Annotated in this window: 18 protein-coding genes and 1 tRNA gene; 16 read left to right on the top strand and 3 right to left on the bottom strand. The window is 72.5% G+C overall.

What is annotated here, in order from left to right:
• Positions 1-4: 4 nt before the first annotated feature.
• From AC0VX4_RS06225 to AC0VX4_RS06200, 6 genes are all read left to right on the top strand, one after another.
• Positions 5-78: transfer RNA gene (locus tag AC0VX4_RS06225), tRNA-Pro, on the top strand.
• A 42-nt stretch (positions 79-120) separates the two neighbouring features.
• Positions 121-1,485, top strand: coding sequence for a trigger factor (gene tig / locus AC0VX4_RS06220; protein ID WP_475464121.1), 1,365 nt, complete (start codon positions 121-123; stop codon positions 1,483-1,485).
• Between the two features lie 267 nt (positions 1,486-1,752).
• A complete protein-coding gene (locus AC0VX4_RS06215; protein ID WP_155137731.1) occupies positions 1,753-2,367 on the top strand; it encodes a ClpP family protease in 615 nt (204 codons plus the stop codon).
• A 41-nt stretch (positions 2,368-2,408) separates the two neighbouring features.
• The gene (locus AC0VX4_RS06210; protein WP_002855988.1) at positions 2,409-3,074 is read left to right on the top strand and encodes an ATP-dependent Clp protease proteolytic subunit; all 666 of its coding nucleotides are present in this window, start codon (positions 2,409-2,411) and stop codon (positions 3,072-3,074) included.
• A 174-nt stretch (positions 3,075-3,248) separates the two neighbouring features.
• Positions 3,249-4,547 carry an ATP-dependent Clp protease ATP-binding subunit ClpX gene (gene clpX / locus AC0VX4_RS06205; protein ID WP_387101028.1) on the top strand — a complete coding sequence of 433 codons (1,299 nt, stop codon included), beginning with the start codon at positions 3,249-3,251 and terminating at the stop codon, positions 4,545-4,547.
• Positions 4,548-4,596: 49 nt separating this feature from the next.
• On the top strand, positions 4,597-5,211 hold the full coding sequence (locus AC0VX4_RS06200) for a mycothiol-dependent nitroreductase Rv2466c family protein (protein WP_475464120.1): 615 nt from the start codon (positions 4,597-4,599) through the stop codon (positions 5,209-5,211).
• Positions 5,212-5,346: 135 nt separating this feature from the next.
• Here the strand turns inward: AC0VX4_RS06200 and AC0VX4_RS06195 are convergent, their stop codons facing one another.
• The 3 genes from AC0VX4_RS06195 to valS form a co-directional block, all read right to left on the bottom strand.
• A complete protein-coding gene (locus AC0VX4_RS06195) occupies positions 5,347-5,631 on the bottom strand; it encodes a hypothetical protein (protein ID WP_002855982.1) in 285 nt (94 codons plus the stop codon).
• 97 nt (positions 5,632-5,728) lie between these two features.
• Positions 5,729-6,064, bottom strand: a complete 336-nt coding sequence (locus AC0VX4_RS06190; protein WP_017488708.1) for a DoxX family protein — start codon at positions 6,062-6,064, stop codon at positions 5,729-5,731.
• A 65-nt stretch (positions 6,065-6,129) separates the two neighbouring features.
• Positions 6,130-8,802: a valine--tRNA ligase gene (gene valS / locus AC0VX4_RS06185; protein WP_216879375.1), complete on the bottom strand. Its 2,673-nt coding sequence runs from the start codon at positions 8,800-8,802 to the stop codon at positions 6,130-6,132.
• Positions 8,803-8,941: 139 nt separating this feature from the next.
• Between valS and AC0VX4_RS06180 the strand changes: the two genes are divergently transcribed.
• The 10 genes from AC0VX4_RS06180 (at position 8,942) to AC0VX4_RS06135 (ending at position 19,759) form a co-directional block, all read left to right on the top strand.
• The gene (locus AC0VX4_RS06180) at positions 8,942-9,736 is read left to right on the top strand and encodes an SDR family oxidoreductase (protein ID WP_060775626.1); all 795 of its coding nucleotides are present in this window, start codon (positions 8,942-8,944) and stop codon (positions 9,734-9,736) included.
• A gap of 43 nt (positions 9,737-9,779) precedes the next feature.
• Positions 9,780-10,529, top strand: a complete 750-nt coding sequence (locus tag AC0VX4_RS06175) for a sirohydrochlorin chelatase (protein ID WP_206399731.1) — start codon at positions 9,780-9,782, stop codon at positions 10,527-10,529.
• Between the two features lie 116 nt (positions 10,530-10,645).
• Positions 10,646-12,361, top strand: a complete 1,716-nt coding sequence (locus tag AC0VX4_RS06170; protein ID WP_396831535.1) for a nitrite/sulfite reductase — start codon at positions 10,646-10,648, stop codon at positions 12,359-12,361.
• Positions 12,358-13,083 carry a phosphoadenylyl-sulfate reductase gene (locus AC0VX4_RS06165; RefSeq protein WP_002855963.1) on the top strand — a complete coding sequence of 242 codons (726 nt, stop codon included), beginning with the start codon at positions 12,358-12,360 and terminating at the stop codon, positions 13,081-13,083. The genes AC0VX4_RS06170 and AC0VX4_RS06165 overlap by 4 nt, the downstream gene beginning before the upstream one ends.
• A 32-nt stretch (positions 13,084-13,115) precedes the next feature.
• Positions 13,116-14,051 (top strand): sulfate adenylyltransferase subunit CysD, encoded by a 936-nt coding sequence (gene cysD, locus AC0VX4_RS06160; protein ID WP_002855962.1) that lies wholly within the window; start codon positions 13,116-13,118, stop codon positions 14,049-14,051.
• Positions 14,051-15,391 (top strand): sulfate adenylyltransferase subunit 1, encoded by a 1,341-nt coding sequence (locus AC0VX4_RS06155; protein ID WP_002855960.1) that lies wholly within the window; start codon positions 14,051-14,053, stop codon positions 15,389-15,391. The genes cysD and AC0VX4_RS06155 overlap by 1 nt, the downstream gene beginning before the upstream one ends.
• Before the next feature lie 31 nt (positions 15,392-15,422).
• Positions 15,423-16,148: an ABC transporter ATP-binding protein gene (locus tag AC0VX4_RS06150; protein WP_036334603.1), complete on the top strand. Its 726-nt coding sequence runs from the start codon at positions 15,423-15,425 to the stop codon at positions 16,146-16,148.
• Positions 16,138-17,061: an ABC transporter permease gene (locus AC0VX4_RS06145; RefSeq protein ID WP_098471613.1), complete on the top strand. Its 924-nt coding sequence runs from the start codon at positions 16,138-16,140 to the stop codon at positions 17,059-17,061. Before AC0VX4_RS06150 ends, AC0VX4_RS06145 begins: the two co-directional genes overlap by 11 nt.
• Positions 17,058-18,326, top strand: a complete 1,269-nt coding sequence (gene cobA, locus AC0VX4_RS06140) for a uroporphyrinogen-III C-methyltransferase (protein ID WP_145031792.1) — start codon at positions 17,058-17,060, stop codon at positions 18,324-18,326. Before AC0VX4_RS06145 ends, cobA begins: the two co-directional genes overlap by 4 nt.
• Entirely contained in the window at positions 18,323-19,759 is a 1,437-nt protein-coding gene (locus tag AC0VX4_RS06135; protein ID WP_136940655.1) for an FAD-dependent oxidoreductase, read from the top strand. The genes cobA and AC0VX4_RS06135 overlap by 4 nt, the downstream gene beginning before the upstream one ends.
• Positions 19,760-19,786 lie beyond the last annotated feature (27 nt).

Below are 19,786 nucleotides of genomic sequence, written 5' to 3'. Positions count from 1 at the left end.
ACGGCGGGGTGTAGCTCAGCTTGGTAGAGCGCGCGCTTTGGGAGCGTGAGGCCGCAGGTTCAAATCCTGTCACCCCGACTCGACGTCAAGACCATCCACCACCACCAACAGGAGTCATCCGTGGTCAAGTCCACCGCAGAGAACCTCAGCCCGACCCGCGTCAAGCTGACCGTCGAGGTGCCGTTCGAGGAGGTGAAGCCCGCCCTGGACAAGGCGTTCAAGGACATCGCCAACCAGGTGCAGATCCCGGGCTTCCGCAAGGGCAAGATCCCGGCGCGTCTGATCGAGCAGCGCTTCGGCCGCGAGATCGTCGTGGACCAGGCCGTCAACGAGGGCCTGAACACCTGGTTCTCCGCCGCCATCGCCGAGGCCGAGCTCACCCCGATCTCCCGCCCCGAGGTCGACGTGACCGCCACCCCGGACGCGGAGAACGCCGAGGGCCCGGTGGCCTTCACCGCCGAGTTCGACGTGCGCCCGACCATCGAGCTGCCCGACTACAAGGGCCTCAAGGTGACGGTGGAGCCCGCCCAGGCCACCGAGGAGGACGAGCAGAAGGCCCTCGACTCCCTGCGCTCGCGCTTCGGCTCCCTCAAGGACGTGGACCGCCCGGCCGCCCAGGACGACTTCGTCACGATGAACCTGACCGCCACGGTCGACGGCGAGCAGGTCGACCAGGCCGAGGGCCTGTCCTACCAGGTGGGCGCCGGCACCATGCTCGAGGGCATCGATGAGGCCCTCGACGGCCTGTCCGCCGGCGAGGACGCCACCTTCGAGACCACGCTCAACGGCGGCGAGCACGACGGCGAGACCGCCGTGGTCAAGCTGGAGCTGACGGCCGTCAAGGAGCGCGAGCTGCCCGAGGCCGACGACGAGTTCGCCCAGCTGGCCTCCGAGTTCGACACCATCGCCGAGCTCAAGGAGGACCTGAAGAAGCAGGCCGCCGAGGAGGCCGTGAACCGCCAGGGCGTCGAGGCCCGCGACAAGGTCCTCGAGGAGCTGGCCAAGCTCGTCGAGGTCCCGGTGCCGGACGGCGTCATCGCCGAGCAGGTCGAGCAGCACTTCTCGGCCGGCGGCCACACCGCGGGCGACGACCACGACACCGCCGAGCACCGTGCCGAGCTCGAGCAGAACACCCGCGAGGCGTTCGCCAACGAGGTCATCCTGGACGAGGTCGCCGAGGCCGAGGAGGTCACGGTCGACCAGGGCGAGCTGATCGAGTACATCATCGCCACCTCCTCCGAGTACGGCATGGACCCGAACCAGTTCGCCATGATGCTCGACCAGGGCGGTCAGATCCCGATGATCATGGGCGAGGTCCGCCGCCGCAAGGCCCTGGCCAAGGTCCTCGAGTACGCCGAGGTCACCGACACCGACGGCAACGCCGTGGACCTCACGGCGTTCGTGACCCCGGGCGGCCAGGAGGCCCTTGACGCTGAGGCCGAGGCGACCGAGGCCGACGACGCCGAGGCGGCCGAGCAGGCCTGATCCCGGCCGGTGGGGGCACACCCCCGCCGGGCCACGACGACGGCGCCCCCGCCCACGCCGGCGGGGGCGCCGTCGTCGTCCCGAGGTCACGGTGGGCGGCCCCGGGCAGGGCCCGCGACAACCTGCGCCAACAGCGAAACGCCGACGGCGTCCCGCGCGCCGGCCCGGACGCCCGGCTAGTGTCGGACTCGATCAGGGACCCGTCCGTCCGCGCGAGCGGCCGCCGTTCGGGAGGCCCGTGGACATCTCGACAGGAAGGCGGAAGTGATGACCGACATCACCCCCAGCATGCGTTCGGTGGACCCGGCGCAGCGCGAGGATTTCCTCTACACCCAGCTGCTGAAGTCGCGCATCGTCTGGCTGGGCGAGGACGTCCGTGACGACAACGCCAACGCGATCTGCTCCCAGCTGCTCCTGCTCTCGGCCGAGGACCCGGAGAAGGACATCTACCTGTACATCAACTCCCCGGGCGGCTCCGTCACCGCGGGCATGGCGATCTACGACACCATGCAGTACATCCCCAACGACGTCGTGACGGTGGCCACCGGCCTCGCCGCGTCCATGGGCCAGTTCCTGCTCGCCTCCGGCGCCAAGGGCAAGCGCTACGCCACCCCCCACGCCCGCGTGCTGATGCACCAGCCCTCCGGTGGCATCGGCGGCACCGAGTCGGACATCCGCATCCAGGCCCAGCTGATCCTGCACATGAAGCAGGTGATGGCGGAGCTGACCGCCGAGCAGACCGGCCAGTCCGTGGAGACCATCCTCGAAGACAACGCGCGTGACAAGTGGTTCACCGCGCAGGAGGCCCTCGAGTACGGCTTCATCGACCACATCGCCGACCGTGCCGCGTCCGTGACCGGCGGCGGCGGCGTCCGGGGCTGAGCCCGGCCCGGACCGTCCCGACCCTCTCCAGGAGACCAAGAATGACCCAGTTCCCCGCCGGGCTCCCCACCGGGATGCCCTCCCTGCCCACGCCGGACGCGCGCTACATCCTCCCGCAGTTCGAGGAGCGCACGCCCTACGGCTTCAAGCGCCAGGACCCCTACGCCAAGCTCTTCGAGGACCGCATCGTCTTCCTCGGCGCGCAGGTGGACGACGCGTCGGCCGACGACGTGATGGCCCAGCTGCTCGTGCTCGAGGCGATGGACTCCGAGCGTGACATCACCCTGTACATCAACTCGCCGGGCGGCTCGTTCACGGCCATGACGGCGATCTACGACACCATGCAGTTCATCCGCCCCGAGGTGCAGACCGTGTGCCTGGGCCAGGCCGCCTCCGCCGCGGCCGTGCTGCTGGCCGCGGGCGCCCCCGGCAAGCGCCTGGCGCTGCCCAATGCGCGCGTGCTGATCCACCAGCCGGCGATGCAGGGCGACCGCGGCACCGCCACCGACCTGGAGATCCACGCCCAGGAGATCAACCGGATGCGCGTGTGGATGGAGGAGACGCTGGCCTCCCTCACCAACCGCACGCCCGAGGAGGTCTCGCAGGACATCGACCGGGACAAGTTCCTCTCGGCCGAGCAGGCCCTCGAGTACGGCCTCGTGGACGAGGTCCTCGCCTCCCGCAAGATCACCCGCCCGTCCGCCTGACCGACGGCGCCCGTCTTGGGGCCCGGCCGCGCGCCGCGCGGCCGGGCCCCTCGGCGCCGACCAGGGACCCGGTCCCTTAACGTGTCCGTCCGCGGTCGTATGCTGGACGGAATCTGACAGCGACGCCGCCCGCGCGGGGCGGACGTCTCCGCCCGGCCCTCGAGGAGTACCACCATGGCGCGTATCGGAGAGAGCGCTGACCTGCTGAAATGCTCGTTCTGCGGGAAGAGCCAGAAGCAGGTGCGCAAGCTCATCGCCGGCCCGGGTGTCTACATCTGCGACGAGTGCATCGAGCTGTGCAACGAGATCATCGAGGAGGAGCTCGGCGAGGCGGCGGAGGCGGACGAGACCGTCCTGCCCACCCCGCAGGAGATCTTCGACCACCTCGAGAGCTTCGTGATCGGTCAGGAGGCGGCCAAGCGTTCCCTCGCCGTCGCCGTGTACAACCACTACAAGCGCGTGCGTGGGCCGCAGGCGCGGAGCGGTGACCTGGCCGACCGCCTCACCGAGCGGGACGACCTCGCGGACGTCGAGGTCGGCAAGTCGAACATCCTCATGGTCGGCCCCACCGGCTCCGGCAAGACGTATCTCGCACAGACCCTCGCCCGGCGGCTCAACGTCCCGTTCGCGGTCGCGGACGCCACCAGCCTCACCGAGGCCGGCTATGTGGGCGAGGACGTGGAGAACATCCTCCTCAAGCTCATCCAGGCCGCGGACTACGACGTGAAGAAGGCCGAGCAGGGCATCATCTACATCGACGAGATCGACAAGATCTCGCGGAAGTCCGAGAACCCCTCCATCACCCGGGACGTCTCCGGCGAGGGCGTGCAGCAGGCCCTGCTGAAGATCCTCGAAGGCACGGTGGCGTCGGTGCCGCCGCAGGGTGGGCGCAAGCACCCCCACCAGGAGTTCCTGCAGATCGACACGTCCAACGTGCTGTTCATCGTGGCGGGCGCGTTCGCGGGCCTGGACGAGATCATCGGTTCCCGCGCCGGACGCAAGGGCATCGGGTTCGGCGCGCCCCTGAACCACCTGGGTGCGGGGGACGTCACCTACGCGGACGTGCGGCCGGAGGACCTGCTGAAGTTCGGCCTCATCCCCGAGTTCATCGGCCGCCTGCCCGTGATCACCACCGTCGAGGACCTCACGCACGAACAGCTCGTGCGGGTGCTGACCGAACCGAAGAACGCCCTGCTCAAGCAGTACCAGAAGATGTTCCTCATGGACGGCGTGGAGCTCGAGTTCGAGCAGGACGCCCTGGACGCCGTCGTCGCCCAGGCCGAGGCCCGCGGCACCGGCGCCCGCGGGCTGCGCTCCATCATGGAGAACGTCCTCAAGCCCGTGATGTTCGAGCTGCCCTCCCGTTCGGACGTGGGCACGGTCGTCATCTCCGGCGAGGCGGTGCGTGGCGAGGCCGAGCCCGTGCTGATCCCCGCCGAGGTCGAGCGCCGCCGCCGCGGCCGCAGCGCCTGACGGGCCGCCCGCCGGGAATGCCCGGGCCGCCGGCCCGGTTGGCCCAGGCATGAGCGAGAACACCCAGCCCGTCGTCGACTTCTACTTCGACCCCACCTGCCCCTTCGCCTGGATCACCTCCCGGTGGATCCTGGAGGTGGAGAAGGTCCGGGACATCCAGGTGAAGTTCCACCAGATGTCCCTGTACATGCTCAACGAGGGCCGTGACCTGCCCGAGGACTACCGCCGCTCCACCGACCGCGGCCTGATCCCCGGCCGCGGCACCCAGCACGTGGGCGCCGAGCACCCCGAGCGCCTGGCCGAGTGGTACACCGCCCTGGGCACCCGCATCCACAACGAGGGCCAGAAGGACTACGAGGCGGCCCTCACCGGCGCCGCCGTGGACCTCGGCCTGGACCCGGCCCCCATCCTCGCGGCCACCGAGACGGACGCCGAGGACGAGCGCCTGCGCGAGAAGCAGCGGGCCGCCGAGGAGCTCGTGGGCAACGACGTCGGCACCCCGGTGGTGTCCTTCAACGGCACCGCGTTCTTCGGCCCGGTGCTCACCCGCATCCCGCGCGGCGAGGAGGCCGGGCGCATCTTCGACGGCGCCGTGGCCCTGGCCGAGTACCCGTACTTCTACGAGATCAAGCGCGCCCGCACCACGGGCCCGCAGTTCGACTGAGCCTCCGCCCCGCTCGCGGGGCCCGCACACGACGACGGCCGCACACCCCCCGTGGGGTGCGCGGCCGTCGTCGTGTCCGGGCCTGCCGGGGTCCGGTCCTCGGCGTCCCGTCAGCACCGGTCGTGGTCCATCGGCTCACCGAGAGGCGTAGAACGTGCCCTCCCAGCGGCGAGCGTCGGCGAACCACTTGCACTTGTAGGCGATTCGCACGGTGTAGCCCTCCATGCGGTAGAGCTTCATCTCGGAATTCATCCTGCTGGTGCAGTTGTGGAAGTTGCCGTTCGTGATGACGACCGTGGTGACGGCCTCGGCAGGCGGAGGTGTCGCGAGAGCCGTTCCGCCCACGGCGAGCATCGCAGCGGCGAAGACGGCGCCCATGCGGGCTCGAAGAGGGCGGTGTGCCGTCGGTGTGGTGGTCATGGTGCTTTCCTTCCCCTCGGTGATGCGTGTCATACAAGCACCGTCGGTTGAAGGTGGCCACACCTGCCGTCCACGGAGTCAGCGGAACGTCTGCTCCTCAGCCCCGCGCGATGCGACCAGCGGCGCGGATCATCGGCACCTGCAGGGGGAGCCGGCCGAGCGCGAGGGCGCGCCACGGCCAGGAGCGGCCACGCCAGCGCCAGGCCATCCACGCGTTGCCCGGCCACACGCCCAGGAACAGCGCCTGGGCCGCTCGGCCGCCGGCCCGGCGGGTTCGGGGCGCCGCCAGCATGCCGGCGACGGCCAGCTCGGCCACCCCGGACCCCACTGTCCAGGCGCGGGCGGGGCCGGGCAGCGCCGGCGGGATGAGCCCGTCGAAGGGCTTCGGACGGGCGAAGTGCAGCACGCCCATCCCGGCCAGCGCCGCGGCCATGCGGCGTGCACCGGTCCCCGTGGCCCCGGCCGTGCCGGTCCGGGGAGCCGACGCGCGCCGCACGCTCAGGCCTCCTCGGCGGGGGCCAGCTCGATGTCCGTGACCTCGAGCTCGCCGTCGGCCTCGGTCAGCGTCACGTCCGCGACGTTGCCGGCGCCCTTGAGGTCCGCCAGGCCGCCGCGCAGCGCGTCGAGCTGCGCCGCGGCGGCGCGGACGGTGGCGGTGCGCACCTGCGTGCGCTGCTTGACCTTGGCCTCGGACTTGGCCTTGCGGACCCGGCCCAGCACCTGCGCGACGACGGCCAGCACCTGCGGGTCCCCGCCCTCGGCGGCGGCGCGCAGGCCGGCGGCCTCGGACTCCAGGCCCGGCCACGGCGCGCGGTGCACGGAGCCGGTGCGCCACCAGCTCCACACCTCCTCCGTGGCGAAGGGCTGGAACGGGGCCAGCAGCCGCAGCAGCGAGTCGAGGGTGGTGGCCAGGGCGGCCACCACGGAGGCCTGCTCGGCCTCGCCGTGGCCGCCGTAGGCGCGGTCCTTGATGAGCTCCACGTAGTCGTCCGTGAAGGCCCAGAAGAACTGCTCGGTCACGTTGAGGGCACGCGCGTAGTCGTAGGCCTCGAACGCGCGGGTCGCCTGCTCCACGGTGGCCGCGAGGCGCGCCAGCAGGGAGGCGTCCAGCGGGTTGGTGACGGCCGCGGCGTCGTCGGCCGTGCGGATGACGGCGTCCTGCGTGGCGCCCAGGTTCAGCACGAACTTGGCGGCGTTGAGCAGCTTGATGGCCAGGCGGCGGCCGATCTTCATCTGCGCCACCTCGTAGGCGGTGTCCGCGCCGAGGCGGGCCGAGGCGGCCCAGTAGCGGACGGCGTCCGAGCCGAACTGGTCCAGGATGTCGGTCGGGACCACCACGTTGCCCTTGGACTTGGACATCTTCTTGCGGTCCGGGTCGAGGATCCAGCCGGAGAGCGCGGTGTCCGTCCACGGCACGGAGCCGTTGAGGGCGTGGGCGCGCACCACGGTGGAGAACAGCCAGGTGCGGATGATGTCGTGGCCCTGCGGGCGCAGATCGAACGGGAAGACGTTGTTGAAGAACGCCTCGTCACGGGACCAGCGGCCCACGATCTGCGGGGTCAGCGAGGAGGTGGCCCAGGTGTCCAGGACGTCCGGGTCGCCGGTGAAGCCGCCGGGGACGTCGCGCTGGTCCTCGGAGTAGCCCGGGGCGGCCTCGGCGGCCGGGTCCACGGGGAGCTGCTCGTCGGCCGGGAGGATCGGGTTCTCATAGTCGGGCTCACCCTCCGCGTCCAGCGGGTACCAGACCGGGATCGGCACCCCGAAGAAGCGCTGGCGGGAGACGAGCCAGTCACCGTTGAGGCCCTCGACCCAGTTCTCGTAGCGGTGGCGCATGTGCTCCGGGTGCCAGGAGAGCTCGCGGCCGCGCTCGATCAGCTCCGCGCGGCGGTCGGCGTCGCGGCCGCCGTTGCGGATGTACCACTGGCGGGAGGTGACGACCTCGAGCGGCTTGTCGCCCTTCTCGTAGAAGTTCACGGCGTGCATGATCTTCTTCGGCTCTCCGTCCAGCAGGCCGGCCGCGGTGAGGGCGTCCACCACACCCTGCTTGGCGGAGAACACGGTCTTGCCGGCCACGGTGTCCGCATAGGCCTGTCGGCCGGCGTCCGTGGTGATCCACTCGGGGGTGTCGGCGGCGAAGCGGCCGTCACGGCCGATCAGGGTGCGGGTCGGCAGCTGCAGCTCGCGCCACCAGGTGACGTCGTTGAGATCGCCGAAGGTGCAGACCATGGCGATGCCGGAGCCCTTGTCCGGCTTGGCCAGCGGGTGCGGGAAGACCTCGACCTCCACGCCGTACAGCGGGGAGGTGACGGTCGTGCCGAACAGGTGCTGGTAGCGCTCGTCGTCCGGGTGGGCGACCAGGCCGGAGCAGGAGGCCAGCAGCTCGGGGCGGGTGGTCTCGATGAAGACCTGCTCGCCGTCCGCAGCGGTGAAGGCGTAGCGGTGGTAGGCGCCGGGGACCTCGCGGTCCTCGAGCTCGGCCTGGGCCACGGCGGTGCGGAAGGTCACGTCCCACATGGTGGGGGCCTCGGCCAGGTAGGCGTCACCCGAGGCGATGCCGGTCAGGAAGGCGCGCTGGGAGACGGCGCGGGAGACGTCGTCGATGGTCCGGTAGGTCATGTCCCAGTCGACGGACAGGCCGAGACGGGTGAAGAGGTCCTCGAAGACCTTCTCGTCCTCGACGGCGAGCTCCTCGCAGAGCTCGATGAAGTTCTTGCGGGAGATCACGTCCCAGTCGCGCTGGTTCTTCGCCGGCTTCTCCGGCGGGCGGTAGCCCTCCACGTACGGCGTGGCGGGGTCGCAGCGGACGCCGTAGTAGTTCTGCACACGGCGCTCGGTGGGCAGGCCGTTGTCGTCCCAGCCCATCGGGTAGAACACGTTCTTGCCGTTCATGCGCTGGTACCGGGCGAGCACGTCGGTCTGCGTGTAGGAGAAGACGTGGCCCACGTGCAGGGAGCCGGAGGCGGTCGGCGGGGGAGTGTCGATCGAGTAGACCTGCTCGCGGGTGGTCTGCGTGTCGAACGCGTACGTGCGCTCGTCGGCCCAGCGGGCGGTCAGCTTCTCCTCGAGGCCCTCGAGGGCCGGCTTGTCCGGCACGGCCACGGCGCCGGCGGCGGGGGTGGACGGGGTCGATGCGTCGATGGGCGTGTCTGTGCCCTGCGTGTTCTCAGCCATGCCCGCCATCCTCCCATGACCGGGGCGGCGGGCTGGGCCCGCGACGACGCCCGGGACATCCCGCCCTTTCAGTCGGTCGGCCTGGCGGAGGCGACCCGGGCGGTGCTCCGAACGGCACGGCTCGGCTACGGTCGGAGGCGTGAGCCACACCCATGAACCTGCGAAGAACCCCGCCCGCGCCGCCGTCGTGACGGGGGCCACGAGCGGCATCGGCCGCGCCACGGCCCTCGAGCTCGCCCGCCGCGGCTGGCGCGTGTACGCCGTCGGCCGCCGGGCCGAGCGCCTCGAGACCCTCGCTGCCGACGCCCGGGCCGAGGGCGTGAGCGGCGACGTCGTCCCCGCCGCCCTGGACGTCACGGACGAGGCCGCCGTCGCCGCGCTGGCCTCGCGCGTCGAGGCCGACGGCGGCGCTGACACCCTCGTCAACATCGCCGGCGGCGCGCTCGGCACGGACGCGGTGGGCGTGGGCGACCGCGCCGACTGGGAGTGGATGTACCGCGTCAACGTGCTCGGCACCCTGACGATGTGCCAGGCGTTCCTGCCCATGCTCCGCGCCCACGGCGAGGGCACCGTGCTCAACCTGACCTCGACCGCCGCCGTCACCGCCTACGAGGGCGGCGCCGGCTACAACGCGGCGAAGATGGGCCAGCACGGGCTCACCGGCGCGCTGCGCCTGGAGGAGGCCGAGCACAACGTGCGGGTGATCGAGGTGCTCCCGGGCATGGTCCACACCGAGGAGTTCTCCCGCAACCGCCTGGGCGGCGACCAGTCCGCCGCGGACGCCGTGTATGCGGGCGTGGAGAAGCCGCTCACCGCCGAGGACGTCGCCGAGGTGTGCGTCCATGCCGTCGAGCTGCACCACCACGTGAACCTGGATCAGATCGTGATGCGGCCGGTCGCCCAGGCCGCCCAGCACAAGGTGATCCGCCGGTGAGCGGCGGGCCGCAGAACGTGTGGGCCGACGCGGTGGGCTCGGCATGAGCGCGCCCGTGCTGCACGTGATCGCCTGCGCCCACGGTACGCACGACGCGGCCGGCCGCGTGGTGATCGACGGCCTCCGTGCCGACCTGGCGGCCCTCCTGGACGCCGAGGGGCCGGGCGCCCAGGTCCACGAGGCCTACGTGGACGTGCAGAGCCCCTCCCTCGACGAGGTCGTGGCGGCCCTGCCCCCGGGGGAGCCGGCCGTGATCGTGCCGCTGCTGCTGTCCCTGGGCCATCACGTCCACCACGACATCCACCACGCCGCGGCCGCCCGGCCCGACACGATCGCCGCCGCACCGCTGGCCGGGGCCGGGGACGACGTCGAGCCGCGCCTGGTGACCGTTCTGGCCGAGCGGGTGGCCCGGGCGGTGCCGGCCGGTGAGGCCGCGACATCGGACATCATCCTGGCGGCGGCCGGCACCCGCGCCGCGGACGGCCAGGCCCAGGTGCACGCCCTGGCCGGGGCCCTGGCCCGGGCCACGGGACTGCCCGTGACCGCGGCGTTCGGGGCGGCGGCCACCCCCCGTGTGCCCGACGCCGTCTCCCGGGTGCGCGCCGCAGGCCGTCGCGCCGTGGTGGCCGCCCACCTGCTGGCCCCCGGGTACTTCCACGACCGACTCGGCGAGAGCGGCGCGGACGCGGTCACCGACCCCCTGCTGCCGCATCCGCTGGTGGCGCGGATCGCCCTGGACCGGCTGCGGTCCGCCCTCGCCGAGGCCCCGAGGGGAGCCGCCGGAGGCCGCTGAGCCGCTCGTCACACGGCCGGGCCGGGCCGGGCCCCGGCCGCGGCCCGGCCCCGGGAACGTGACGAACCGCGTCGACGATCTTGGGGCCGGCCTGCCGGGTTCCTAGCGTGGCGGCCATGACCCAGGTGAACGAGACGTCGAGGCCGGCGCGCACCCCGCGCCGTCCCTCCGCCAAGCCGCACGGCCAGTGGAAGGTGGACGGGACCACCCCTCTGAACCACAACGAGGAGTTCAAGCAGCAGGACGACGGCCTGAACGTCCGCGAGCGCATCGAGCAGGTCTACGCCCACGAGGGCTTCGACTCGATCCCCTCGGACGACCTGCACGGCCGCTTCCGCTGGTGGGGCCTGTACACCCAGCGCCGGCAGGGGATCGACGGCGGCAAGACCGCCACCCTGGAGCCCCACGAACTCGAGGACCGCTACTTCATGCTGCGCGTGCGCATCGACGGCGGCGACCTCACCACCGAGCAGCTGCGCGTGATCGGCGGGATCTCCACCGACTTCGGCCGTGACACCGCGGACATCACCGACCGGCAGAACGTCCAGCTGCACTGGATCCGCGTCGAGGACGTCCCCGAGATCTGGCGGCGCCTGGAGTCCGTGGGCCTGTCCACCACCGAGGCCTGCGGCGACGTGCCGCGCGTGATCCTCGGCTCACCGGTGGCCGGGATCGCCGCGGACGAGATCATCGACCCCACGCCCGTGATCCGGGAGATCGCGGACCGCTGGATCGGCGACCTCGAGATCTCCAACCTGCCCCGCAAGTTCAAGACCGCCATCACCGGTCACCCCTCCCAGGACGTGGTCCACGAGATCAACGACGTCTCCCTGATCGGCGTGGTGCACCCCGAGCTGGGCCCCGGCTACGACCTGTGGGTCGGCGGCGGCCTGTCCACGAAGGCCCGCCTGGCCGACCGGATCGGCGCCTTCGTCTCGGCCGAGCGCGCCCCCGAGGTGTGGCACGCCGTCGTGAGCATCTTCCGTGACTACGGCTACCGACGCCTGCGCAACAAGGCCCGCATGAAGTACCTGCTCGAGGACTGGGGGCCGGAGAGGTTCCGCACCGTGCTGGAGGAGGAGTACCTCGGTTACGCCCTGCCCGACGGGCCCGCCCCGGCCCCGCCCACGCGCCCCGGCGACCACGTGGGGGTCCACGAGCAGAAGGACGGCCGCTTCTACATCGGCGCCGCCCCCGTCGTCGGCCGCTCCAGCGGCACCACCCTCACCGCCCTCGCGGACCTGCTCGAGGCCCACGGCTCCACGCGGCTGCGCACCACCCCCCACCAGAAGATCGTGGTGCTGGACGTGGAGCGGGACCGGGTGGACGCCGTCGTGGCCGGCTTGAAGGAGCTGGGGCTGGACCCGGAGCCGTCGGTGTTCCGCCGCTCCACCATCGCCTGCACGGGCCTGGAGTTCTGCAAGCTCGCCATCGTGGACACGAAGGACACCGCCACCGCCGCGATCGCCCAGCTCGAGGAGCGCCTGGCCGACCTCGCCGACCGCCTCCCCGAGCGGCTGAGCCTGCATGTGAACGGCTGCCCCAACTCCTGCGCCCGCATTCAGACTGCGGACATCGGCCTGAAGGGCCAGCTGCTCCCGGACGACGACGGCGGCCAGACGCCCGGCTTCCAGGTGCACCTGGGCGGTGGGCTGGCCTCCGTGGACCGCGCCGAGGCCGGCCTCGGACGCAGCGTCCGCGGCCTGAAGGTCCGCGCGGACGGGCTGGTCGACTACGTCGAGCGCCTCGTCCGCCGGTACGACGAGCAGCGCGAGCCGGGCGAGACCTTCGCCCGGTGGGCGCACCGAGTCGACGAGGAGGCCCTCCGATGAGCACCGTTCCCCCCACCCGTCCGACCGAGGACCTCGAGCGCCTGCAGGCGCTCGCGGAGTCCGGCGCCGCCGAGCTCGGCTGGGACGCCCCCGCCGAGGCGGTGGTCGACTGGGCCGCCCGCCATGTGGACCTCCGCCGGGCCGCCGTGGCCTGCTCCATGGCCGACGCCGTCCTGCCGCACCTGGTGGCGCAGCGGATGCCCGGCGTGGACGTCCTCTTCCTGGAGACCGGCTATCACTTCACCGAGACCCTCGCGACGCGCGACGAGGTGGCCCGCCGCCTCGACGTCACCGTGGTGGACGTGCTGCCGGAGCTGACCGTGGCCGATCAGGACGAGCGCCACGGCAAGGACCTGTTCGCCCGCGACCCGGGGCTGTGCTGCGCGATGCGCAAGGTCGAGCCCCTCAACCGGGCGCTGGCCGGATACGACCTGTGGTTCACCGGCGTCCGCCGGGACGAGGCGCCGACGCGCACGAACACCCCGCTGGTGGGCTGGGACGAGGCCCACGGCATGGTCAAGGTCAACCCCGTCGCCCCGTGGAGCTTCGACGACCTGGTCGGCTACGCCACGGACCACGACGTGCCCGTGAACCTGCTCCTGCAGAACGGCTACCCCTCGATCGGCTGCCGCCCCTGCACCCGCCCCGTCGCCCCCGGGGAGGACCCCCGTGCCGGGCGCTGGGCCGGGACCGCGAAGACCGAGTGCGGCATCCACGTCTGAGCGCCGCTCCCGAGACAGACCAAGGAGACACGATGACCCTCACCCATGCCCCCGACCCGGGGACCGTGAGCCCCGCCGGGCCCGACGTCCAGGACGCCCTGGAGGCCGAGGCGATCCACATCATCCGCGAGGTGGTGGCCGAGTTCGAGCGCCCCGCCATGCTCTTCTCGGGCGGCAAGGACTCCGTGGTGATGCTCCACCTGGCCGCGAAGGCCTTCTGGCCGGGGAGGATCCCCTTCCCGGTGGTCCACGTGGACACCGGCCACAACTTCCCCGAGGTCCTCGAGTTCCGCGACCGCACGGTGGAGCGGCTCGGCCTGCGGCTCGTGGTGGGCTCCGTGCAGGAGTACATCGACCGCGGCGAGCTGCGTGAGCGCGCCGACGGCACCCGCAACACCCTGCAGACCACCCCCCTGCTGGACACGATCCGGACCAACCGGTTCGACGCCGTCTTCGGGGGAGGCCGCCGTGACGAGGACAAGGCGCGGGCCAAGGAGCGGATCATCAGCCTGCGGGACGCGTTCGGCCAGTGGGACCCGCGCAACCAGCGCCCCGAGCTGTGGAACCTCTACAACGGCCGTCACACCCCCGGCCAGCACGTCCGCGCGTTCCCCATCAGCAACTGGACCGAACTGGACGTGTGGCGGTACATCGCCCGCGAGGGCATCGAGCTGCCCTCCATCTACTACGCGCACGAGCGGGAGGTCTTCCGCCGCGACGGCATGTGGCGCGCCGTGGGGGAGCACTCCCGCCCGGCCGAGGGCGAGGAGGTCACCACGCGGACCGTGCGCTACCGCACGGTGGGCGACATGTCCTGCACCGGCGCCGTCCTCTCGGAGGCCGCGACCGTCGAGGACGTCGTGCTCGAGGTCGCCGCCTCCACCCTGACCGAACGCGGGGCCACCCGCGCCGACGACCGCATCTCCGAGGCGGCCATGGAAGATCGCAAGAAGGACGGGTACTTCTGATGAGCACCGCACTGCTGGACCGGCGCGCCCCCGCCGGGACCCTGTTCCGCCTGGCCACGGCCGGCTCGGTCGACGACGGCAAGTCCACCCTCGTGGGCCGCCTCCTGCACGACTCCAAGGCCGTCCTGGCCGACCAGCTCGAGGCCGTGGCCCGCACCTCCGCCGAGCGCGGCTTCGGCGGCGCCGAGGGCGGGCTGGACCTGGCGCTGCTGACCGACGGCCTGCGCGCCGAGCGGGAGCAGGGGATCACGATCGACGTCGCGTACCGGTACTTCGCCACGGACCGGCGCACCTTCGTGCTGGCCGACTGCCCCGGGCACGTGCAGTACACCCGGAACACCGTCACGGGCGCCTCGACGGCCGACGCCGTCGTGCTGCTCGTGGACGCCCGCAAGGGCGTGGTGGAGCAGACCCGGCGCCACCTCAGCGTGGTGGCCCTGCTGCGGGTGCCGCACGTGATCGTCGCCGTCAACAAGATCGATCTCGTGGACTACTCGGAGGAGGTCTTCACCGCGATCGCCGAGGATGTCCGGCGCGTGGCCCGGGAGCTCGGCCTCTCCGACGCGGTGAGCGTCCCGGTGTCCGCCCTCCAGGGCGACAACGTGGTCACCCGCTCCGCGCGGACGGACTGGTACACCGGCCCCACGCTCATGGAGCTGCTCGAGTCGCTGCCCGGGGCGGACGCCGAGGACGACGCCGCGGCCTCCTTCCGCTTCCCGGTGCAGCTCGTGGTGCGCCCCCAGGGCGCCCTGGCCCCCGGTCTCGACCCCGAGGTCTTCCGCGACTACCGCGGCTATGCCGGGCAGGTCGTGGCGGGCACCGTCCGGCCCGGGGACGCGGTCGCCGTCCTCACCCCGGGGCAGCCGGCGCGCACCACCACCGTGGTGGGCGTCGACGCCGCCGGCGAGTCCCTCGAGGAGGCCTCCGCCCCGCAGTCGGTCGTCCTGCGCCTGGCCGACGAGGTGGACGTGGCCCGCGGGGACACGATCGCCGCCGCGGACACCGCCCCGCGCCCCACCGCGGAGGTGTCCGCCGCCCTGTGCTGGCTCTCCGCCGCGCCGCTGCGCGTCGGGCAGCAGGTCCTCGTCAAGCACGGCACCGCCGTCGTCCGGGCGCTCGTCCAGGAGGTGGCCGGCCGACTCGACCTCGACACCCTGCGGCTCGACCCGGCCGAGACCCTCGGGCTCAACGACATCGGACAGGTGCGCCTGCACCTGGCCGCGCCGCTGCCCGTGGAGCCCTACGCCGTGCATCGGCGCACCGGGGCGTTCCTCGTGATCGACCCCCACGACGGGGCCACGCTCGCCGCCGGCATGGTGCGCGGCGGCGACGAGGCCTGATCCGGATGACGACGGGGCGACGGGAGCGGTCATGACAGTGGTGATGGAGGACGTGGGCAAGAGCTTCGGCGGGCCCACGCCCGTGCTGGAGGACGTCTCCGTGCGGATCGAGCCGGGCGAGTTCGTCTGCCTGCTCGGCGCGTCCGGATGCGGCAAGTCCACCCTGCTGAACCTCATCGCCCGGCTTGAGGCGCCCACCGCGGGCGTCGTCAAGACCCCCCGGGAGGGGGCCGCGTTCATGTTCCAGGACGCCGCCCTCTTCCCGTGGCTCACCGCCCGCGGCAACATCGAGCTCGCCCTCCGGTTCGCCGGTGTGCCCGCGGGGGAGCGTCGGGAGCGTGCCGGGGAGCTGCTGCGCCTCGTCCACCTGGGCGACGCCGCCGACCTGCGACCCCACCAGCTCTCCGGCGGCATGCGCCAGCGCGTCGCCCTGGCCCGGGCCCTCGCCCAGGACCGCCCCCTGCTGCTCATGGACGAACCGTTCGCGGCCCTGGACGCGATCACCCGCGACCTGCTGCATGTGGAGCTCGAGCGCGTGTGGCGGCAGACCGGTCGGACGGTCGTGTTCGTCACCCACAACGTGGCCGAGGCCGTCCGCCTCGGCCAGCGGGTGCTGCTGCTGTCCTCACGGCCGGGTCGCGTCGTCGCCGAATGGGACGTGCCCGCAGCCGCCCGCCAGGACCCGCCCGCCGCGGCCGCCCTCACGGCCGCCATCACCGCCCGACTCGGTCAGGAGATCCGTCGCCATGCGCACTGACACCCCCACCCTCGACGCCCCCGGCCGCGCGCCGGGGGCCGCCGCCGACGACGAGCTGCGCGAGCTCGACAGCGGCCTCGACGCGCTCCAGGCCGTCGACTCGACCCGTCGGACGGGTCTGGCCGGGTGGGACTGGAGCCGGGTCCTGCTCCCGGTGGCCGCCGTCGTCCTGCTCGTGGCGATCTGGCAGGTCGCCGCGTGGCTGGCCGGTGCGCGCGGCGAGCCGATCACCGGTCCCGGCGACGTCCTCGGGGCCTTCGGGACGCTGTGGGCCCAGGGCCTCGTCCAGCAGGCAGTGGCGACGTCGGTGGGCCGCGCCGTCGTGGGCTTCGCACTCGCCGTGGTCGTCGGCGTCGGGCTGGGCCTGCTGCTCGGACAGGTCGGCGTCCTGCGACGGGCGTTCGGCCCGCTGCTCACGGCCCTGATGGTGCTGCCCAACGTGGCCTGGGTGCCGCTCGCGGTGCTGTGGTTCGGCCTCAGCGACGCCACCGCGTACTTCGTGATGCTCACCGGCGCCGTCCCCGCCGTGGTCGCCGGCCTCACCACCGGCACGGACCAGGTGCCGCCGCAGCTGCGTCGTGCGGCCCGCGTGCTGGGCGCCTCGCGCCTCGAGACCGCCCTGCTGGTGGTCCTCCCGGCCGCGCTGCCCGCCTTCGTCTCCGGCCTGCGCCAGGGCTGGGCCTTCGCGTGGCGAGGCCTCATGGCCGCCGAGATCATCGCCGTCGGCGGGCCCATGGGCGTCGGACTCGGGACCCTGCTCCACCAGGGACGGGCCGAGTCCGACCTTGCCGTCGTCCTCTGCGCCGTCCTGGCCATCCTGGCTGTCGGCGTCCTCGTCGAACTGACCGTATTCGGCCCCGTCGAGCGGCGCATGCTGCGCCGCCGGGGGCTGCTGGAAGGGAGCACGCGATGACCGCGTCCGATCTGTACCCCACCTCCCTGCGTCTGCTCGGCCGGCCCGTCCTGATGGTGGGCGGCGGGCGCGTGGCCGGCCGCCGCATGGGCGCCCTCCTCGACGCCGGCGCGCTCGTCACCGTGGTGGCCCCGGAGCCGGGGGAGGAGGTGGAGCGGCTCGCGGCGGCCGGCCTGCTCACTCTGCACCGCCGCCCCTACCGCCCGTCCGACCTCGACGGGGTCTGGTTCGCCCAGACCGCCACCGGCGACCGGGCCGTGGACGGGGCCGTGGCCTCCGACGCCGAGGCCCGCCGCGTCTGGTGCGTCGACGCCTCCGACGCCGAGTCCTCCGCCGCCTGGACGCCCGCCGTCGTCCGGGCCGGGGACGTGACCGTGGCCGTCAACGCCGGGGGAGACCCTCGCCGCGCCCGCGCCCTGAAAAACGCGATCACCCTCGCCCTGTCCACGGGGCGGCTGCCCCTGCGTCGGCGGCGCGCGTCCGCCGAGCCCGGCCGCGTGGCCCTCGTCGGCGGCGGCCCCGGCGACTCCGGGCTCATCACCGTGCGCGGCCGACAGCTGCTCGCGGAGGCCGACGTGGTGGTCGCCGACCGGCTGGGCCCGCGCGCCCTCCTGGCCGAGCTGGACCCGGCGGTGCCCGTGATCGAGGTCGGCAAGGCCCCCGGGAACCACCTGGCCACGCAGGACGAGATCAACGCCGTCCTGGTACGGGAGGCCCGGGCCGGCCGCCTCGTCGTCCGGCTCAAGGGCGGCGACCCGTACGTGCTCGGCCGCGGCGGCGAGGAGGCCGCGCACTGCCGCGCCCACGGCGTCGACGTCGAGGTGGTCCCCGGTGTCACGAGCGCCGTCTCGGTGCCCGCCGCCGCGGGGATCCCGGTCACCCATCGCGGCGTCGCCACCGGCTTCACGCTGGTGACCGGCCACGAAGAGCTGTCCGAAGTGCCCACCCGGGCCGACCACACGCTCGTCCTGCTGATGGGCGTGCGCCGGCTCGCGGACACCGCGCGCCGACTGACGGAGCGCGGCCTCGACGGCGCGACGCCCGTGGCGATCATCGAGCGCGGCTGGATGCCGGACCAGCGGGTCACCGTGGGCACGGTGGAGACCATCGCCGCGCAGGCGGCCGCCGTCGGTGTGGAGAACCCCGCCGTGATCGTCGTAGGCGACGTCGTGCGCCTGAGCCCCTACGCCACCGGCGCGCCTGCGGCCGGCATCCCTGCCCCGATCTTGACCCTGAACCCGACCTCCGAAGGAGCACGAGCATGACCCCGACCCCCTCGTCCTCGAGGCCTGACCGCCCGTTGCGCATCGCCATCATCGGTGCCGGACCCGCCGGGGTGTACACGGCGGACATCCTGACCAAGGAGGAGCGGGACTTCCGCGTCAGCATCGACCTGTTCGACCGGTACCCGGCCCCGTTCGGCCTGATCCGCTACGGGGTGGCCCCGGACCATCCGCGTATCAAGGGCATCGTGAACGCCCTGCACAAGGTCATGGACCGCGGGGACATCCGTTTCCTGGGGAATGTGGACTACGGCACGGACCTGAGCCTGGCGGATCTGCGTCGGCACTATGACGCGATCGTGTTCTCCACCGGTGCCGTGCGGGACGCGGCCCTGGATGTGCCCGGGGTGGAGTTGGCCGGCTCGTTCGGTGGCGCGGACTTCGCCGCCTGGTACGACGGGCACCCGGATGTGCCGCGGCACTGGCCGTTGGAGGCCACGCAGGTCGCGGTGATCGGCAACGGGAACGTGGCCCTGGATGTGGCCCGGATCCTGTCCAAGCATGCCGAGGACCTGCTGCCCACGGAGATCCCGGACAACGTGTACCGGGACCTGGCCGCCTCCCCGGTCACGGACGTGCACGTGTTCGGTCGGCGCGGGCCGGCGCAGGTGAAGTTCACCCCGTTGGAGCTGCGGGAGCTGGCGCATTCCCGGGATGTGGACATCGTGTTGTACGAGGAGGATTTCGACTTCGATGCGGCCTCGGAGCAGGCGATCGAGGAGAACAACCAGGTCCGCACCATGGTGGGCACGCTGACGAACTGGCTGATGGAGCAGGAGGACCGTCAGCAGAGCGCCTCGCGTCGGCTGCATCTGCATTTCCTGCAGGCTCCGGAGGAGTTCCTGGACGAGGACGGCGACGGCCGGGTGGACGGTCTGCGGATGCGGCGGATGGAGCTGGACGGCTCCGGTGGGGTCCGCCCGACGGGGGAGACGGTGGACTATCCGGTGCAGGCGGTGTACCGGGCGGTGGGGTACTTCGGGTCCCCGGTGGAGGGGGTGGAGTTCGATGAGGTGCGCGGGGTGATCCCGAATGCGCAGGGCCGGGTGCTGGACGCGGACGGCGCCCCGGTGCCGGGGCTGTATGCCTCGGGGTGGATCAAGCGGGGTCCGGTGGGGTTGATCGGTCACACCAAGGGTGACTCTCTGGAGACGATCACGCATCTGATCGAGGACGAGCCGGGGCTGTGGAGGGCTCAGGAGCCGTCGGAGGAGTCGGTGATCGAGCTGCTGGAGTCCCGTGAGGTGCCGTACACGACGTGGGCTGGTTGGCATGCTCTGGATGAGCATGAGAAGTCCTTGGGTGCGCAGGCCACGGAGGCCGGGCCGGTGGCGCGGGAGCGGGTGAAGGTCGTGGACCGGGAGGAGATGACCCGCATCTCCCGGGAGAGCGTCCTCCTCGGCGCCGAAGGCTGAGCCCTCCCGTCGGGTGGATTCGCGGCC

The sequence above is a fragment of the Micrococcus sp. 63XJN7_8_ISO-PGPR-S23-253 genome (assembly GCF_056173425.1).
The sequence above is the reverse complement of the archived record's forward strand: the minus strand, read 5'-3'. Positions and strand labels throughout refer to the sequence as shown.

What these genes read in the sequence shown, in the direction of transcription:
- AC0VX4_RS06215 (WP_155137731.1), top strand. Translation starts at nt 1,753, where the DNA reads ATGACCGACATCACCCCCAGCATGCGTTCGGTGGACCCGGCGCAGCGC.
- AC0VX4_RS06210 (WP_002855988.1), top strand. Translation starts at nt 2,409, where the DNA reads ATGACCCAGTTCCCCGCCGGGCTCCCCACCGGGATGCCCTCCCTGCCC.
- clpX (WP_387101028.1), top strand. Translation starts at nt 3,249, where the DNA reads ATGGCGCGTATCGGAGAGAGCGCTGACCTGCTGAAATGCTCGTTCTGC.
- AC0VX4_RS06200 (WP_475464120.1), top strand. Translation starts at nt 4,597, where the DNA reads ATGAGCGAGAACACCCAGCCCGTCGTCGACTTCTACTTCGACCCCACC.
- AC0VX4_RS06195 (WP_002855982.1), bottom strand. Translation starts at nt 5,631, where the DNA reads ATGACCACCACACCGACGGCACACCGCCCTCTTCGAGCCCGCATGGGC.
- AC0VX4_RS06190 (WP_017488708.1), bottom strand. Translation starts at nt 6,064, where the DNA reads ATGGCCGCGGCGCTGGCCGGGATGGGCGTGCTGCACTTCGCCCGTCCG.
- valS (WP_216879375.1), bottom strand. Translation starts at nt 8,802, where the DNA reads ATGGCTGAGAACACGCAGGGCACAGACACGCCCATCGACGCATCGACC.
- AC0VX4_RS06175 (WP_206399731.1), top strand. Translation starts at nt 9,780, where the DNA reads ATGAGCGCGCCCGTGCTGCACGTGATCGCCTGCGCCCACGGTACGCAC.
- AC0VX4_RS06170 (WP_396831535.1), top strand. Translation starts at nt 10,646, where the DNA reads ATGACCCAGGTGAACGAGACGTCGAGGCCGGCGCGCACCCCGCGCCGT.
- AC0VX4_RS06165 (WP_002855963.1), top strand. Translation starts at nt 12,358, where the DNA reads ATGAGCACCGTTCCCCCCACCCGTCCGACCGAGGACCTCGAGCGCCTG.
- cysD (WP_002855962.1), top strand. Translation starts at nt 13,116, where the DNA reads ATGACCCTCACCCATGCCCCCGACCCGGGGACCGTGAGCCCCGCCGGG.
- AC0VX4_RS06155 (WP_002855960.1), top strand. Translation starts at nt 14,051, where the DNA reads ATGAGCACCGCACTGCTGGACCGGCGCGCCCCCGCCGGGACCCTGTTC.
- AC0VX4_RS06150 (WP_036334603.1), top strand. Translation starts at nt 15,423, where the DNA reads ATGACAGTGGTGATGGAGGACGTGGGCAAGAGCTTCGGCGGGCCCACG.
- AC0VX4_RS06145 (WP_098471613.1), top strand. Translation starts at nt 16,138, where the DNA reads ATGCGCACTGACACCCCCACCCTCGACGCCCCCGGCCGCGCGCCGGGG.
- cobA (WP_145031792.1), top strand. Translation starts at nt 17,058, where the DNA reads ATGACCGCGTCCGATCTGTACCCCACCTCCCTGCGTCTGCTCGGCCGG.
- AC0VX4_RS06135 (WP_136940655.1), top strand. Translation starts at nt 18,323, where the DNA reads ATGACCCCGACCCCCTCGTCCTCGAGGCCTGACCGCCCGTTGCGCATC.